The organism is Trichothermofontia sp. (genome assembly GCF_053493415.1).
In genome coordinates, this window is sequence record NZ_JBRCAD010000207.1 from 50234 (window position 1) to 67346 (window position 17113).

Annotated in this window: 16 protein-coding genes and 1 pseudogene; 7 read left to right on the forward strand and 10 right to left on the reverse strand. The window is 52.9% G+C overall.

All coding sequences use genetic code 11. The features are described 5' to 3' along the window. Nucleotides 1-81: 81 nt before the first annotated feature. From ACWIUF_RS18460 to ACWIUF_RS18475, 4 genes and pseudogenes are all read right to left on the reverse strand, one after another. Nucleotides 82-495: a putative toxin-antitoxin system toxin component, PIN family gene (locus ACWIUF_RS18460; protein ID WP_448573993.1), complete on the reverse strand. Its 414-nt coding sequence runs from the start codon at nucleotides 493-495 to the stop codon at nucleotides 82-84. Then, entirely contained in the window at nucleotides 488-718 is a 231-nt protein-coding gene (locus ACWIUF_RS18465; RefSeq protein WP_448573994.1) for a hypothetical protein, read from the reverse strand. Before ACWIUF_RS18465 ends, ACWIUF_RS18460 begins: the two co-directional genes overlap by 8 nt. 204 nt (nucleotides 719-922) lie before the next feature. Further along, the gene (locus ACWIUF_RS18470; RefSeq protein WP_448574008.1) at nucleotides 923-1930 is read right to left on the reverse strand and encodes an ATP-binding protein; all 1008 of its coding nucleotides are present in this window, start codon (nucleotides 1928-1930) and stop codon (nucleotides 923-925) included. Nucleotides 1931-2005: 75 nt separating this feature from the next. Continuing rightward, nucleotides 2006-2332: pseudogene (locus ACWIUF_RS18475) on the reverse strand (AlbA family DNA-binding domain-containing protein); the annotation flags it as partial. 480 nt (nucleotides 2333-2812) lie between these two features. Here ACWIUF_RS18475 and ACWIUF_RS18480 point away from each other — a divergent pair. Both ACWIUF_RS18480 and ACWIUF_RS18485 read left to right on the forward strand, forming a co-directional pair. Beyond that, entirely contained in the window at nucleotides 2813-3985 is a 1173-nt protein-coding gene (locus ACWIUF_RS18480) for an ABC transporter transmembrane domain-containing protein (protein WP_448573995.1), read from the forward strand. Between the two features lie 12 nt (nucleotides 3986-3997). After that, on the forward strand, nucleotides 3998-4633 hold the full coding sequence (locus ACWIUF_RS18485; protein ID WP_448574009.1) for an ABC transporter ATP-binding protein: 636 nt from the start codon (nucleotides 3998-4000) through the stop codon (nucleotides 4631-4633). 144 nt (nucleotides 4634-4777) lie between these two features. On the opposite strand, the gene ACWIUF_RS18490 is transcribed toward ACWIUF_RS18485, so the two are convergent. Continuing rightward, nucleotides 4778-5803 (reverse strand): ABC transporter permease, encoded by a 1026-nt coding sequence (locus ACWIUF_RS18490; RefSeq protein WP_448573996.1) that lies wholly within the window; start codon nucleotides 5801-5803, stop codon nucleotides 4778-4780. A 304-nt stretch (nucleotides 5804-6107) separates the two neighbouring features. On the opposite strand from ACWIUF_RS18490, the gene ACWIUF_RS18495 reads away from it, so the two are divergent. Continuing rightward, nucleotides 6108-6533: a hypothetical protein gene (locus tag ACWIUF_RS18495; protein WP_448573997.1), complete on the forward strand. Its 426-nt coding sequence runs from the start codon at nucleotides 6108-6110 to the stop codon at nucleotides 6531-6533. An 83-nt stretch (nucleotides 6534-6616) separates the two neighbouring features. Here ACWIUF_RS18495 and ACWIUF_RS18500 read toward each other — a convergent pair whose 3' ends face one another. From ACWIUF_RS18500 to ACWIUF_RS18520, 5 genes are all read right to left on the reverse strand, one after another. Continuing rightward, the gene (locus ACWIUF_RS18500; RefSeq protein WP_448573998.1) at nucleotides 6617-7420 is read right to left on the reverse strand and encodes a hypothetical protein; all 804 of its coding nucleotides are present in this window, start codon (nucleotides 7418-7420) and stop codon (nucleotides 6617-6619) included. Between the two features lie 148 nt (nucleotides 7421-7568). Next, on the reverse strand, nucleotides 7569-8615 hold the full coding sequence (locus ACWIUF_RS18505) for an isochorismatase (protein ID WP_448573999.1): 1047 nt from the start codon (nucleotides 8613-8615) through the stop codon (nucleotides 7569-7571). 51 nt (nucleotides 8616-8666) lie between these two features. Next, nucleotides 8667-10547 carry a hypothetical protein gene (locus ACWIUF_RS18510; RefSeq protein ID WP_448574000.1) on the reverse strand — a complete coding sequence of 627 codons (1881 nt, stop codon included), beginning with the start codon at nucleotides 10545-10547 and terminating at the stop codon, nucleotides 8667-8669. Next, complete coding sequence (locus ACWIUF_RS18515; RefSeq protein WP_448574001.1) at nucleotides 10531-11307, reverse strand: ADP-ribosylglycohydrolase family protein; 777 nt, start codon at nucleotides 11305-11307, stop codon at nucleotides 10531-10533. Before ACWIUF_RS18515 ends, ACWIUF_RS18510 begins: the two co-directional genes overlap by 17 nt. 2 nt (nucleotides 11308-11309) lie before the next feature. After that, on the reverse strand, nucleotides 11310-12134 hold the full coding sequence (locus ACWIUF_RS18520) for a protein phosphatase 2C domain-containing protein (RefSeq protein ID WP_448574002.1): 825 nt from the start codon (nucleotides 12132-12134) through the stop codon (nucleotides 11310-11312). 64 nt (nucleotides 12135-12198) lie between these two features. On the opposite strand from ACWIUF_RS18520, the gene ACWIUF_RS18525 reads away from it, so the two are divergent. The 4 genes from ACWIUF_RS18525 to ACWIUF_RS18540 all read left to right on the forward strand — a co-directional run bounded on the left by ACWIUF_RS18525 (nucleotide 12199) and on the right by ACWIUF_RS18540 (nucleotide 16757). Then, nucleotides 12199-12801, forward strand: a complete 603-nt coding sequence (locus tag ACWIUF_RS18525; RefSeq protein ID WP_448574003.1) for a Uma2 family endonuclease — start codon at nucleotides 12199-12201, stop codon at nucleotides 12799-12801. Nucleotides 12802-12836: 35 nt separating this feature from the next. Further along, nucleotides 12837-13526 carry an NUDIX hydrolase gene (locus ACWIUF_RS18530; protein WP_448574004.1) on the forward strand — a complete coding sequence of 230 codons (690 nt, stop codon included), beginning with the start codon at nucleotides 12837-12839 and terminating at the stop codon, nucleotides 13524-13526. A gap of 51 nt (nucleotides 13527-13577) precedes the next feature. Beyond that, a complete protein-coding gene (locus ACWIUF_RS18535) occupies nucleotides 13578-15422 on the forward strand; it encodes a glycosyltransferase family 39 protein (RefSeq protein WP_448574005.1) in 1845 nt (614 codons plus the stop codon). A 141-nt stretch (nucleotides 15423-15563) separates the two neighbouring features. Then, on the forward strand, nucleotides 15564-16757 hold the full coding sequence (locus ACWIUF_RS18540; RefSeq protein ID WP_448574006.1) for a pentapeptide repeat-containing protein: 1194 nt from the start codon (nucleotides 15564-15566) through the stop codon (nucleotides 16755-16757). The last annotated feature ends 356 nt before the right edge of the window (nucleotides 16758-17113 follow it).

Below are 17113 nucleotides of genomic sequence, written 5' to 3' on the forward strand. Positions count from 1 at the left end.
ATTGCCATCCCCCCATTGTCGCATAAACATCTGGACACACCCCACCCCGCCAAATTCGTTCATTCGCTGAGTTGGCACGATTTAATGACAGATAAATCCTTGAGGGGTGATAATCGATATCCCTCGGAATGGATGAAGATCTAATAGATCGTCGTCACCACTAATAATACAATCTGCATTCCCACTCACAGCAAGCTCTAGAAATTTATTATCCTTGGGATCACGGCAATCAGATATGTTTAGCTTTTCCCGTAAATCAACTATTATCGAATCTTGAATAAAGATTGCCAAGAAATGCAAGCGATCGCGTTCTGAAATATAACGATCAAACTTTGGCTTGCGGAGGACTGAATCTAATTCATCGATCGTGGCTATTGAGATTAAGACTGTGCCCCTCATAAAGGCAAGATCAAAGGCTTGGCGTGGGACAGATCGAGGTTGCAAAAGAGCACTAACAACTACATTTGTATCCAGGATATAACGAGGTTTATTCATCACGCAAAAGGTTTTCCAGTATCTCTGGGGTTAGGCCACTAGCTTCTGCCTTGTGACCAATTTCATCCATAAGTTGTGATAACGGTATGGATGGGTAGTTGAGTAGCTCGCGCATCCGCACACCTAGTAGGAGTTCTATTTTTCTCTGTTCCTCTGCTGATATTGCTTGGTAAGCCTGGGCGGTGGCAGTATCTACAGGGATGGATATTCTAGTGTCTTGCATGGTTACTATCCCGATACCTGCATAGAAGATTTTGATATCAACTACTTTAGCGTAGGCTTGCTAACAGGGGACAGGACTCGCCCGAAGCAATATCATCGCCCTACATTTTTCGTTAAAATTGTTAAGCTTTATTTACATCCTGGATCGATCGCCGATCTGAACCCGCGATCCAATCCAGTCACCCAACGCGCGATCGCTACACCCTCATTCCAACAGCGCTTTCCCCCTCGCCGTCAGCCGATACTTTTGCAAGCGACTATGGGGTTTCTCCGGAATGGTATACTCCAACAACCCTGCCCGTTTGAGACGCGGGAGCGCTTGGCGCACATTCCCACTCAAACGCTTATGCCCCAAAGCGGCTGCAATCTCACTCGAAGAACGGGGCCGAATCGCACACAGGGCAAGAATATCGCGATCGACTTGTGCCTCTGATTCCTTAACTTGTGCCTCTGATCCCTCAACTTGTACCTCGACTTGTGCCTCAGTCTGTACACCCGATGGGGCAACCATTACCACATCCGCCAGATAGACAATCAAGCGTAGGCGCATCCCAATCTCCAGGATTTCCGGTTCCGGCAACCCCAACGCAGCCGCCTCATTGAACATCCGCCGCACACCACTGCCCCATTGCTCAATCAAATTCAGTTCGCGAAATACACGGGCAATCACCGGATTACGGATTTTAGAAATCCCCTGCTTCATATCCGCGATCGTCAGCCCTGGTAGGAGAATGCCAGGGTTTTCAATCTCAATGCGATCGTCAAAAAAAGCAATCCGAATCGGTGCCCCCCGCTGGGAATAGTCAGCATGAACCAGCGCATTAATCACCGCCTCCCGCAAAATTCCCAGGGGAATACTCCACACATCCCGCCGTTGGAGCGCCGAGAAATCAGCCCCCCGGAGCGCGTGTTTCTTCAAAAAAAGCAGGATACTCTCAACCATTTGCGGCAGAGGGTCATAAAGCTCAATATGGTCAAAAATTACTGCCTTATCGCGGCCAATAAACCGGCCACACTGCACCCAAGCATCGGGAAAATAATTAATGCGATCGTGGCCAAATAACAACATGGCCCCTTGCGTTGGCACTAATTTACCCTGCTCCGATCGCACTAATTTCAGCGTCAACAATGCCTGCTCATTTAAATCCCGCCGCCCCTGAAAACAACGCCGCGCCACCTTTAGGTCCAGATCATCCACAGATAACTCCGGCATCGGCAGTTCATCAAACGTTACCCCAGCCACCGATCGCCGCAACTCCGCAATTAACTCGCGATCGGCCTGTCGATTAGACGAACCTAGCCGGACATACACTCCCTTCTCAGGACCTTGCGATCGCAGGTAATGGGGCCGAGAACTACTCAGATAAACCTCAACAATCAGTAGCGTCTGGCCCTCCAGCGTAAACAGTTCGATATTAGGCACTAGACGCGGACTAATGGCATCAGCAATCAAATTCCCAAGCCGTTCTTCTTCAGCTAACGGATCGGGCATCCCAATCGGTTGCCTAGTCTGATCATCAATCCCAATAATCACCCTACCTCCAGCCGTATTGGCAAAGGCAACTAGGGTTTTCAGCAAGTTCTGCGGTGAGGAAAGATCACGCTTAAATTCAAGGGTTTTGCCTTCATTCTAGTTCAGGAGAGAGATGTCCATGAAACTTTGGTTGACGGAGGACCGAATCTAATCTGCCTTGTTACCAATCTCATTATCCTGCCTGCCCCTGAGACAGTCGAGTCTTCGATAGACTCAGACAGCTATCCCCCAGGCTCTTGATGGGCAACGGAATCTAGTAGCTCGACAAGTCAATTCTGCAACGTTCGTAGTGCTGGCTTTAGCCGGCAACGACTAAAGTCGTTACTACCAACATGGCGGAACTTTATGTTTGCTGTACTAGGCATGGGCAATTGAGGAGCCACACGATCGTCGGTGCGTTACGTTACAATTATTCATTATTTTTGAGACACCGCTAGGCTTTACCGCGATCGCTGATGCTTGCCAAGCTGCCAAGGCTGCTGATCGCTTGGCGATACCAAAGGCGCATTGCTGATCATCTACCGCATTAGGCGGGGCGAGACTCGATCGCCCTGGATTTTTATGGCTTCTTTTCGCGATATCCTCAACTACTACCGGCCCCACTGGGGCATCGCCCTCCTGAGTATTGGCATCACCAGCCTGTTTGAAATTACCGACCTGCTCGTCCCCTACGCGATCGGGCAGATTCTCAATGTCCTGTCCCAACAACCCCTCGATCGCCCGGTGCAGAGCCTCGTGCAAGGCATTGCCACCCTGAGCGGTCAAAGTATGACCCCAACCCTGGCGCTGCTGACCCTGTTGGCGCTGATTTTTCTCGTCACCGTCGTCCGGGCACCGATCCAACCCTGGCTCACCCTGTGGTTCCATTGGGATATCCCCCTGCGGGCACGCCGGGACCATAACCAGCGGGTTCTGCGCAAGATCTTGACCCTGCCCCTAGGGTTCTACGACGAAAACAACCCCGGTCGGATTGCCGGACGGGTGGCGCGGGGCATTATGAACCACACCTGGGGCTATCCCGAACTGGCGGGACAGATGTTTCCCAAACTCTTCCGGGTGTTGGGCATCTTTGCCATCATTGGCGTGATTGAATGGCGCATTGCCCTGTTTTCCTTCGCCTCCTTCATCCTGATTTTGGCCATTAGCTTTCGGGGACTCCGGGCCTTGATTAACACCGAAGCTCGCCTCGATCGCTACATGGAAAACACCGAAAGCCGCACCTCAGAAATCATCACCAATATCAAAACCGTCAAAGCCTTTGCCACCGAAGCCAAGGAATTAGATCGGCAACGGCAACGGGTCGAGCGGGAATTCAAAGTCGTGGACTATCGCATCCACAAGGGTTATGTCACCCTCGCCACCTGGCAACGCATTCTGGTACAAACCTCCGTCTTTATTGTGCTGGCCCTCACCCTGGGGGCAACGGTCCGCGGCCAGATGTCGATCGGACACTTTATCACCGTCCTCACGGTGTCCAGCATGGCCTACGCCGAACTCGATCCCATCAATAACCTGGCCGAAGTCTTCGCCCGTCGCTACTCCCCCATGCTGCGGTTCCACGAACTGATGCACCAGCCGACGGGGGTGGATGCCGCCACTTGGGTGGATCAGACCACGGCTCCCCCGCCCAACTATCGGTTTACGGGCAAGGTGGAATTTGCGCACCTGAGTTTTGCCTACCATGCCGATCGCCCAGTCCTCCAAGATATTAATTTCGTGATTGAGCCGTACTAAACCGTGGCCCTAGTGGGGCGCTCGGGGTCGGGTAAATCCACGCTGGTGAAACTCCTGTTCCGCTACTATGACCCCACCAGCGGTGCGATTCGGATCGACGGGCAGGATATCCGACGGCTGGATGTGACGGGCTATCGGCAACGGCTGGCGATCGTGCATCAGGAGGTAGGTGTCTTCAACGGCACCCTGCTGGATAACCTCACCTACGGCAACCCCCACGCCACCGTTGATCAGGTGGAAGCTGCCTGCGCGATCGCCCGCGTCGATGAATTCATCACCCAGCTACCCCAGGGCTACAAAACGATCGTTGGGGAACGGGGCCTGCGCCTGTCTGGCGGTCAACGCCAACGCCTAGGGATTGCCCGTGCTCTGTTGGTTGATCCCGATATTCTGGTCTTCGACGAAGCCACCTCCAGCCTGGACTATGAATCCGAGCGGCAGATCCAACTGGCCATGCGATCGCTCTACGGCACCCGCACCCTGATCATCATTGCCCACCGGCTCAGCACCGTCCGCGATGCCGATCAAATTGTCGTCCTTGATCAGGGCCGAGTTGCTGAAATTGGCAGTCACGAGCAACTCCTCACCCAACCGGGTATTTACAGCCGCCTGCATACCCTGCAAGCCACGGGTGAACTGCTGGCATAATACGGGCTGGAAAACACCCTGAAGCGCAGCCATAGGGCTACTAATGTGGAAGGCGGGCCAGAGCGATCGCGGCGTATTATCTGATTTAAGCAGCCGATGGGGCGTCCTAACTTTTCCAAGGTCAGATGCCCTAGGGCGTGTCTTTCAATAGCGAATGCGGGGATCAATGTAGGCGTTGAGAATGTCGATGAGGATGCTCACGATCGTCACGATCGCGGCAAAGAAGACCATCAAACCCTGGACAACAGGATAATCCCGTTGGGAGATGGCTTCGTAGAGTCGGTTCGCCAATCCCGGCCAGGAGAAGGTCACTTCCGTGAGGACGGCTCCCCCCAAGAGCGAGGCAAAGGTTAAGCCCAGGACGGTGACTACGGGGATGAGGGCATTACGCAGGGCATGGTTAAGCACAATCCGGCGTTCGGGGATACCTCTGGCACGGGCAGCTTCGACATAATCGGCTTTCAGGGTTTGTTGTAGGTTGACCCGCACGATCCGTTCAAAAATGCCGCTGATCAAAATACCCAGGGTTAAGCTAGGCAGGGCGAGATAGTAGAGCGTCAGACCAAATTGTTGCAGATTGCCCGCGAGGAGACTATCCAATAAATATAAACCCGTGGGTCCTTGGGGAGGGGATACATTCAGGGGAAAACGGGTCCCGATCGGGAACCACCGCAGTTGGACAGCCAAGAGCAGTTGCAAAATCATGCCAAACCAGTACACCGGCACCGCATAGGTCAAAATCCCAAACAACCGTCCCCCGACATCCCAGCGCGAATTGGGGCGTGACGCCGCCAGCACCCCAATCCCAATCCCCACACTGCTGGCCACCAGCATTCCCCCTAGGGTAAGTTCAACGGTGGCCGGGAAATGGGCACCAATAATTTGCCAGACGGTTTGACCCTGGCTCGCGAGGGAACTTCCCAGATCCAAGCGCAGGAGATCTTGCAAATAGTTCAGGTATTGGGACCAGAGGGGCGCATCAAGCCCCAACTGTTGGCGGAGGGCTTCCTTAGCGCTGGCGGGGGCACGGGGACCGAGCAGGGCATCGATCGGATCACCGGGGGTCGCCCGCAGCAGGAGAAAGACCAGGGTGGTGATGGTCCATAGCATCAGCGGGGCCAGCAACAACCGAGCCAGGATGTAGGCACGTAGGGCAGTCGATCGCGACATGACTTGACAGCAACAGCAGCAGGACAGAGTTTAAACGCAATGCAAACGTATCCAAAAGCCTACCGTACTTGGTAACCCTTGCTCTCGTTGAAAGCATTCGCGATCGCCACCGTAGCGACGCCAATGATTGTGAAGACGCGGGTGAAGACGCTAATGATCATGAAGTTCTTAAGTTGCAGGCGCGATCGCCAAGGTCAAAGTAAAGTCATAAAGTCATAGGGTAGAAAGCCATAAGGTAAAATAGGTAAACTCATCAACGCTATGCTTCAGCTAAACGCGAGGGGTCTAGACAGGAGGTAAGTGAGTGACCATGCAACAGCAACTCGATGAGATGCAGGTAGACTTAGCGCAGTTGGTGGTCATGAGTGCCGATTTGGTCAGGACCTCGCAGCAGCAGACTCGTAATCTAGAACTGCAAACCCAACAGATCGGCATGTTATCTGAGTCGATCACTGAATTACGCCTATTGACTGAAGCTCAGGGTCAGCGCATGGAGCAGGGTTTTGAACGGATGGAGCAGGGTTTTGAACGGATGGAGCACAGCCTGGATCGCATGGAGCGGGGTTTGGATCGCTTAGAGCGGGTGGTCGAGGCGCAGGGGCAGCGAATGGAACGCAGCCTGGAGAATCTTGCTCAAGTAACACAGGCGCAGGGACAACAAATGCTAGCTGTTGTGCAGCAGTTGGTGCAAGTCGTCGATCGCCTCGTGCCAGCGCGAGACAACCCGTAGTGCTTCTCAGGATATGGCTTCAATGCTCTCGAACACCTAACTTTCATCGGGTAATTTGAATGGGTTTTTAATTTGAATGGGTTTTAATTGATCGAACCAGTACTCCCAAATCCTCCCAGGGCGGATTGGCTGAAGGCCGCAGCACTTTGGCTAGCGCGAAGGGCGGACTGGGAGAAGAGTTGGAAGGCTTGCCGGATTTCCTTGTGGCCGTTCCCTGGCGTGAGAATCCACTCATCACGAATGCCCATGTCGCGGAAGACTTGCCGGAAGTTGGTCGAGCCGCCATCGTCGATGCCCATTGCTGCAATAATGTGGTTTTCGGCTCGTAGCATATCCTGGACGAGCGATCGCACGGTCTTCGCGGTGGCCCGTTGGGAATGGGCATCGGCTCCATCGGTAATTAGGAGGGTAATCGTGCGCACAGGTATGCCATTATCGGCAAATTCCTGGGCTTTGGCTAGCACCGTTCCCAACAGTACTACTGTCTGATCATAAAGGGGGGTTCCCAGGTTGGGATCATAGTTGTGGCTGTCCATCAGGATGGCTTGGGTGACGGGGCAGTAGGGATAGAGAACGGTGCCATTGAGATAGCGGTTGTGGATGAGGATATTGTCTTTTTGGGCAGAGGATTGGAGGACGTTGACAACGGTATTATGTCCGGCACAAACGACCTGGGTATTACCGGAAAAACGAATGGAGCCGGAGTCGTCGGGCATGATAGTGACGAGCACCACTTCGCTGGCGGTTACGTCATCGATCGCGATCCCTAAACCGGCTTGGATTTGGGCACCAATATCAATCACGTTGAGGGCTTGGAAGGAGGTATTAGAGAGTAACCCTTCGTCTTGGGCGGATTGGAAGAGGTCGTTGAGGTTGGGAGTAGACATGGTTAGGCTCCGATAAGGATAAGTGAGCAAGTATGGGGTGTCTTTCTGAAACCACTAAGGCACTAAGGACACGAAGGAGCACGAAGGGCTTGGTGTTTTCTTTGTGCGCTTTGTGCCTTGGTGGTGAACACAAAGTTTGCAGAACTCTTTAAAGGGAAATTCCGGGCCAAGTCGCGATCGCATCTACCGACTTCACCAAATGCATCCCGGCAGCGGCAAAGCGTTGAAAGGCTCGATCGGCCTCTTGGCTAAAGTCCACAATGCCGGGTACCACGACCGGTGAGGTGCAATCTTCCAGTAGGTAAACTTTTTGAGCAAGGCTGGGATCTTGGCTCTGAATTTCGGTGAGGAGATCGGCGATCGTCCAGGCGACACAATGGCTTTTGGCTTGGCCAGCAATAATGACGACATCAAATTCCAATAGGCGCTGAATGAAACAGGTATTCTTTTGCGCGATCGGGCGCTGATCGGGACCTTCCAAAACCTCTGGTCGCAGCACCGAGTAATTTTCGGTGAGGGGATTGCCGCCTTTAATCTCGAATCGAGTTTGACTGTGGCGGGCAATATTGTGAAAGAAACAGGCTTCCTCCACTGCCGAAACCAGGGCATGACCAATCCCCCCTAACATGGAGTGATAGGGCCAGATCGTCAGGGGAAATTTACCCGCATCTGCCAGTTGTTTCACATAATGGAGGGCGTGTTGTTGCAGGGCCATATAGTTACCCTGGGCCAGGCTATGGGCGATCGCGGGGTTGACCTTCCAAATACCGGCCTTAACCTGGTCCAATTGAATCATCTGCATGGGGCTGGGATGTTCACCCGCATCATTGATCCAGAAAACGGGATGGAAAATTTGCATTGCCGTATGGGTATCCATCGTAGGGGCAATTTCGGTAATGATCCCCAGATTTCGGTAGATAAATTCACAGAGGCGCACGTTATCTTCGATCGCACCGCGTCCAGATTGTCCCCCGACAAATAGTTCAAAGTCAGGGATACAAAAGGTATTTTGCACGTCAACCAACATCAAGCAAATGCGCGTTTTATCCTTGGCTGCGGGTTGGAGGTGATGCTGTTTTGCCCAGGCTTCTGCTGCCGCTGCCCGGTCCTGGTACGGAACGCGCCAGACTTCACCCACGCGATCGGCTTGGAAATGCTGGGGAATCGGTAGTTGGGTAGAGATTGTCGTAGTCATGATTTTCAGGCTCCAAGTGAAGAAGTTTAGATAAACAGCAGGATAAAGCGCTCAGTTGATTTGTAACTTCTGAATCGATCGAGTACGAATGACATAGAGGCCATCGTTAGCGGGAAGGAGCGTACAACTGCCATCAACAAATGGCTCAGTTTCCGGAAATTGGCGAGTACATAGCAATTTCCCCGCTTGGGGTTCAATCCGCATAATACCGTCATCGGTAGCCACCAAGAGAAAATTATTGATGGCACAGTGTCCCCCTAAGTGGGTCAGCCAGTGATGATCGTGCCCCGGCAAAACCGTCATAGCTAGGATCGTTCCATTGGCTTGAATCACAGCAGCAGAGTGCCAGGTTTTACCTTGGGTTTGTGCTGCCCAGAATAGCCATGCATAGTCTTGACTAAAGGTACAGGTCACATCAATCAGTTGACCTTGCCAAGGGGAAAGTTGGATGCGATCGTTGAGACCCGATCGCTGGGCATTAAACACAAATGCCGTATTCAGATTACCCGCTCGATACAACCCTAGGCCAAATCGTGGCCCGACCCAAATCTGGGTTTGATTGTGCAGAACATCCCCCACATAAGCAGAGGTTATGGGTTCACTGCGGTAGAGTTGACCTTGCTGTAACCAGTAGTAGTGGTTGGCATTGGCAGCGAATCCTAGATGTTGGCGATCGCTCACTAAATAACTCGGATCAACGGCAAGTCGAATCGGATCTTGATCAGGTGCCAGAATAATCACCTGTCCATCTTTGGCAACGAGGGTAGATCGCCCCTGAATTTGGAACTGCAAGCGCGGATCAAGTTCACCGTGGAAAACAAGATGGCCATCTTCCCGGCGGAAGGTTCCCGCTTCGTGGTAGAGCCAACAGAGTTGACCGTTTTGCACCGTTGCCAGGAGGATAATACCCGGCGTTGTAAAAATCGAACTGACCTTTACCGTGCCTCGGACAATCGTTGACTGCGACGGGACGGGCGAACCGTGGGTGCAGTGGGGACAATGGGCACGGGCGTGTTCTAGGCCACAGTGTAAACAGGTTGTCCACTGTAGGTTATCCAGCAACGATCGCGGCATTTCCCCCCGTAAATCCTGCTCAAAGACCTGATGAAAATAGTGCAAAAGACTATCAGGTAAAATATCCGGTTTCAGGGCGGGTTTGGGATACCGCACCTGGGGATGGAAGACCGTAATCCGATGGAGCGATCGCGCCGCATGGGGAATGTTGGGGGCTGATTTTGTCGGCTTGTAAACGCCGCCATAGGGATGCACAAACAATAGACATTGCATTAACATGACATTAAACGCATACCAGTCGGATTCGGGCGTATAGGGATGGTTTAGCTGGGGCACCGTTGCCTGAGCGTCGCATAGACAGGGATCAACAAAGCGATCGGTAAAGACCTGACAGAGAAAGGCACCAAATTGGAAGGAATCGGCATCAATAACATAGGCTTGCTTACCCTTGACGAGAACATTCAGATCATTAAAATCCCCGATCGTAATGCCCAGTTGATGGAGATGCTGAACAGTTTGATGTAAGTCCTGGAAAATTGCCGTGACGTGTTGGGCGGAAATTCCTGTCTGGCGAAAACTGCGTTCGCCGTAGTGCAACAAGGGGGTAGCTGGGGCCAGCAACGGCATCGTATAACCGAGGATTGTTTTCCCCGTGCGATCGCTCACTAAATCCAACGGCTGGATAACGCGATCGGGTAAATTCTGCGGAAACTGGCGTAACTTTTGCTGGTGTTCCTGTAGGCGAAAACGCGCTGCTTGCTGCACGTCGGGAGAGGCTTGATAATCCGGATGATCGGGTTGCTTAAACAGCTTGAGTGCTTGGCCCTGACCCAGATCATAAATATCTGCTTCACCGCCTTTGCCAATCAGTTGACTGGCGTTCAGCCGAATGCGTTTATGGTTAAGGTAGACATCCATAGGTCTGCATAAATTGCTCGGTAACCGTTCGGAGACGGGGGTCTAATCGGGCTAAAACTTCAGTCACAATCACGGCTGGCACCCCACCATAAAACGCTTGGGCAATACCGCCCGCAATACAGGCGATCGTGTCACTATCTCCCCCGATCGACACCGCATTGCGAATGGCATCTTCAAAATCCGTTGATTCCAGAAAGGCAATAATGGCCTGGGGTACCGATCCTTGACAGGAAACATCAAAGCGATAGGAAGGACGAATTTCGGCTAAGGTGCGGTTCAAATCATACCCAAAGGTAGACTCCACGTAGGTTTTAATCTCAGCCTTGGACTGTCCCGATCGTGCGAGGAAAATGGCAGCGGCGGTGGCTTGGGCACCCCGAATGCCATCGGGATGATTATGGGTAACAGCAGCACTTTCTGCGGCCATTTGTAAAACCGTATCCAGGTCACTCCCGGCATAGCCAACGGGACTCACCCGCATGGCTGAACCATTGCCCCAACTGTTATAGGGTTCGCGACGTTTGAAGGTTGCCCAAAGGGCAAAATTTTTGCCATAGCCCGCCTGCGGAAACCAGGCATAATAGCGATGCAAATTATCCACATAGTCGCCCTGATTAAGTAGGGTATCCGCGATCGCAACCGTCAGAACCGTATCATCGGTAAAATGGCTTCGGCGACTAAAGAGCGGAAAATCCTTACGCTTACGATTGCGCCACTCGTAAATAGAACCAATCATATCCCCCGCGATCGCGCCTAACATGGTTATACCTCCAGTGGTTTTCTTCGGATTAGAACGAGGGTCGTATCATCTTCTAGCAACCCACGCTGCCGTTCTAGCACTTGGGTTTGCCAGTTGGGTTGAACACTTTCGCGGTTACAGCGGGCTAAATAACGCCGCACCTGATCCGGATTCCGAAAATAGCGATCGTCCTGCCAAAAGGGCTTAAAGACTTCTGGGGTAAGATCAGCATTTTTTAGGGATGAATCCAGGGTTTTCCCTAAATCCTGTACCCCATCACTGCCGATCGCCAAGGTGTTAACCGTCGCTGTCGATCGCAGGTGAACCTGAAACTTCACATCCTCCATTACAAACAGGCCAGGAAATAAACCATAGGCTAAGTAGGGGGGCTGATTATCGGCGATCGTGCCTTGCATCAGCACCTCATCGTTGAGCATTGCCACCCCATCACCAAGGGAGAAAATAGCCGTCATTTCAGGGGTAACGATCGCGCCGACGATCGTGAATAAAAAATAGTCCCGAACGACCGCTTCTAGCGCCGATCCGAATCCCGTGACCAGTTGTCGGATCTGTTCCAGGAGATCCCGTTGGAGTCCTCGCCAAAAGTCAGGGGCTTGCAGTTGCGGTTGACCTTGCTGGCACCGGCGATCGAGGCACGCAATCACCCATCTCGCCCCCAACTGAGCACCCACCTCACTGTGGGGACAACTGCCACACCCATCACACACCACCGCGATCGTCCACTCCGGCTTGGCTTGGATAGCGTAGGCATCCTGGTTATTCCGGCCTATGCGCCGATGTTCCCGCCCGATGACCGACCCGGCAGCGATATCAAAGACTGTGTTCATAGTCTTGGTGTTTATTATACACTAAGTTTAGGTGTAAAAAAATACACTATGTCAAGTCCAGATTTTGAATTGGGGTGTTTTACAATGGAGTCACCTCTCCACCCCTACCGCCATGATTGCCGTCCCCCACTACATCAGCCCCCAGGACTATCTCGACCTCGAACGCCACAGCGAGATCCGTCACGAATATCGACGGGGTCTGGTCTATGCAATGGCCGGAGGGACTGATAACCACGATCGCATTGCCCTCAATCTCCTCAGCCTGATTAACTTACACCTGGGTGACTCCGCATGTCGTTTTCACTCTGGCAATGTCAAAGTAAACTACCGGGATGAGTTTTATTACTATCCCGATGCCTTTGTCACCTGCGACCCCCGCGATCGTGAGGACCGTTATATCAAACGCTATCCCAAGCTGATTGCTGAAGTTCTCTCCCCCAGCACCCAAGCCTTTGATGAGGGTGAGAAATTCAACGATTATCAACGGCTGGACTCTTTGGAAGAATATGTCTTAATTGCCCAAACGTCCCAACGGGTTGAATGTCGTCGCCGCACAACAATGGGGACCTGGGAAACGACCATTTATGAGACTGGCGATCGCGTTCTACTGCACAGTCTTGGCCTTGAATTTGCGATCGCCGACCTCTATCGCGGCCTCGACCCCTAGTATGCTATGAAGCGCAAGCTGATGACGTGGTTGCGATGCCCTACACCTATCTCTATCCCCGACCAGCCCTCACCGTTGACTGTGTGGTATTTGGGTTGGATGACGAGGATCTGAAAGTAATCTTGATCCAGCGGGATTTGCCGCCCTTTTCGGGCCAGTGGGCGCTCCCCGGTGGCTTTGTGCGGCTGGAGGAAACGCTGGATGCGGCGGCCCGTCGCGAGTTGCAGGAGGAAACGGGACTGGAGGACGTGTTTTTAGAGCAGTTCTATACCTTTAGCAGCCTCGATCGCGATCCCAGGGAACGGGTCATCAGTGTGGCCTACTACGGCCTAGTGAATTTGCGCAACTATCGGGTACAAGCGACCACCGATGCACGGGATGCAGCCTGGTTTCCGGTGCAACAGTTACCCAACCTGCCCTTTGACCATAATCAAATTGTGGCAATGGCCTACGATCGCCTGCGCACCAAAATCCGTCACGAACCGATCGGCTTTGAACTCCTACCGGAAAAATTCACCCTCACCCAACTGCAAACCCTCTACGAAAAAGTCCTCGGTCAACTCTTAGACAAACGCAACTTCCGCAAAAAAATCCTAAAAATGGATCTCCTCATCGAATTAGACGAAGTTGAACAAAACGTCTCCCACCGAGCCGCCCGCCTCTACAAATTCGATCAGCAAAAATATCACCACCTCAAACAATCCGGCTTTAATTTCGAGCTTTAACTTTTTCCTTTTTCCTTTTTCCTTTTTCCTTTTTCGCGTCTTGGTGTCTTTGTGGTTCCCAATACCCCCTGGTTCAAGAAAATAACGATCGCTCACCCCTGGATCATCCCCATCTCGCTCGCGATCGCCCTTGGCACTGGACTCCGCTTCTGGCAACTCGCGGCTAAACCCCTCTGGCTCGACGAAATTCTGACCGCCTTATTTAGTCTCGGCCAAAGTTATCAAGTCGTCCCCTTGGAGCAAACCATCGGCTTCCCCGATCTCCTGAACCTGTTTCACCTCCAACCCACGACCTGCGCCGCGATCGCTGCCACCATCACCCAAGAGTCCACCCATCCCCCCCTCTTTTTCTGCGTGATGCACCAGTGGCTCACCTGGCTAGCCCCGGCCCCGGACCTGGCGAGTCTCACCTGGCACCTGCGATCGTTCCCGGCTCTGATGGGGGTGCTGCTGATTGCGCTGCTTTACTGGCTGAATCGGGTCGCCTTTGGCCAACGGGCAGGGGGTTGGGGAGCAATGCTAATGGCGGTTTCCCCCTTTGCCGTCTATCTCTCCCAGGAGGCCCGACACTATACGTTGCCAATGGTGTGGCTAACGCTGGCCCTGATTTGCCTGATCCAGATGCAACGGGATCTCTATTCAGTTCAGCATCCAGTTCAGCGTTTTCGTCCGCGCTACTGGCTGGGTTGGGTAGTTGTCAACAGTTTGGGACTCTATACCCACTATTTTTTTCTGATGGCCGTGGTCGCGCAGGTGGGGGTTTTACTGGGCCGATCGCTGTGGGAACGACGGTGGCTCACTCGCTGGCAATGGGGGGCGATCGGGTTGGCGATCGCGGGGGTGGGATTCACCTACTGGCCGTGGCTGGCGACGTTGCAGGGACACGCCGATCGCGGAGAAACCAGTTGGCTTCAGTTGGCGAATCCGTTGGCCCCGATTTATCAGACCGTGTTGACCTGGGTCGCAATGGTGATTGCCCTGCCCGTGGAGAATCAGCCCTGGTGGATGGTGGCACCGATGGGCGTACTCACCTTAGGATTTCTGGTTTGGCTGGGTCGAGTGGCAGGTCGCGGTGGGGTTCGCCTCTGGAAAATGCCCCATACCCATCTGGAAACCTGGACCTTATTGGGATTTATTCTGCTCGTCTTGCTCCAATTTTGGACGATCGCCTATGGCTTAAATCGGGATATCACGATCGCACCCCGCTACAGTTTTGTTTATTACCCGGCGGTATGTGCCCTACTCGCCGCAGCTTGTCAGCAAGGTATCGTTCATAAAAATGACAACCTTAACCTTCCAGCCAGATCATCAATAAGATTATGGATCTTAAATAAACGTCTAAATAAACATCTAAATAAACGTCTATTCCCGATCGCCTTTTTCACCCTCTCATTGCTCAGCAGCCTCTTTGTCATCGGGGGATTAGCCTTTACCAAACCCTTTCAACCGCAACAGGTGGCGCGTCATTTAGGCTCGGAACCAGAGCAGGCATTAATGGTCGCGATCGGCTATCAAAACTTTCAAGATGTGGCCCTAGGTCTCAGTTTTGCCCTAGCGTTACCCCCTTTTTATCCCCAGACTGATATGGCTGCGTTCGCTTTTCTGAAGCGGATTCCCAATTACGATGGCGCATGGGCAACTTTGGCAACCTTACCCCATCCCCCCGCCCCGTTGAACCTGTGGGCCATCAGTCCAGAACTCCGCCGCCGGGAATATCCAGCTCAGTTAACCCTTACCGGTGGGGTAGTTTGCGCGATCGAGCCGCAACAGCATTACCGCATTGGTATCCCCTACCAACGGTATCACTGTCTAGGTAATGAAAACCTACAAAGCCACCTCGTCATGCCTACACGGCTTTTCCCCAGCGCAGGGTCAATCTACGGGAGAAATGGCTAAATCCCCGGATCACGCTGTGTTTGCCTGAATAACGATAAATAACCCTCATTAATGGACCGTCTTCGGGTAAATGGGGGTCTTGAGACTTGCGAAGGACCAGCGTAGAGGGCGTTACAGATTCGCTGTTAGGGGGCCGCATCGATGAGAGTAAAAGAATTACTCCGACGCTACCGTCGGGGTCAGCGCGATTTTCAACAGGTTGAGATCCTGCGGGCTGACCTTCCTGGCGTCTGCCTTGAGTTTATTGATCTGAGTGGGGCGAACCTAGAGCAAGCCAACTTGGCCCAGGCCCAATTGATCGGGGCAGAGTTGTGGCAGACAAATCTGTCGCAGGCGAATTTGCAGGCCGCTAACTTTATTGGTGCAAATTTACGGGGTGCTCAACTGTATCGGGCAAATTGTTCGCGGGCGATGTTTTGCGGGGCTGGGTTAAACACCGCGAATCTGAGCTATGCCACGTTGGACGATGCTTCCCTGTGTGGGGCGGATTTGCGAGCAGCGGACCTGACGGGAGCTAGTCTACGGCACACAAATTTGAAGGGGGCTGACCTGCGGGGGGCTATCCTGCTAGCGGCGGATCTGACGGGGGCTGAATTGGAAGAAGCCGATCTGACGGATGCCATTTTACCCAGTGAGGACGATCGCGCCCAACTCTTGGCACGGGTGCGCAAGCCTTCAATTTACACCCCGCTGTCCTATGATCAGGTGCTCGCTGCGTTGCCACCAGTAACCGCAACAGGGGAAGTTGAGGTACCTGCGGCGGTGGTCGAGCCGATCATAGTGCCAGCGGTTGAACGGGCGATCGCGCCGAAGGCTACGGAGGAGTTTGCCGCAGAATCGGAGTGGACCAAGTTTCTTCAGGCTGATCCCACTCGCTTGTTCCAACCCGGTAACCATGAGGAGGGCAAGGGCCGGATTTTGCGATCGCTCTTGTTACGCAAGGGCCATACCCAACTCCGGCAGAAACTCCTGGATGCCTATCAACACCGTTGTGTGGTGTCGGGCTGTACGGCGGTGCAGGTGTTGGAGGTGGCCTATATTTTGCCCTATGCGGGGGAGAAGACGAACCATCCCAGCAATTGCCTACTGTTACGGGCGGATTTGCATGTATTGTTTGATCTGCACTTGTTGACGATCGATCCTACAACCGCGCAAGTTCATGTGGCTCCTTGGTTGGGGCAGACAATCTATGCCAAGCTAGATGGCCGCAAGGTGCGTTTCCCGAAGAATGCGGAATTGCGCCCCAGTGCGACGGCGTTGGCCACGCATTTGGAGGAATGCCAATGGCACGACCAGACCCAAATCCAGGTGTGGCCAGAGGTTTATTCTTTGTAAGCGATCGCGCGTTAAGGCTTTCAAAATAGGCCCAATGGTTTAGTGCTGGAGGGCTAGCCTTCCAAAATTCAATACAATTTTGAGAACTAACTCGTGGTTGATGCCCATTTTGACGTAGCATTCTAATAGCAATTCTAATTGTGGGATGAAGCGGATGAGAGCGATCGACAAATCGCAAGAGAATATTTGTGTCTACTAGGTAAAGCACAATTAGGACAGAAGTGTTGAATCCAGATATAAAACTTTACACTTGAGGGTGCGAGAGTCATACAAGCGTTTCTGGAAGCAAATCGTAGCTCCAATGGACGAGCGAACAGCGACGGCTGAGTTCTAGTTGCAAATAGCGAAACTTGTCA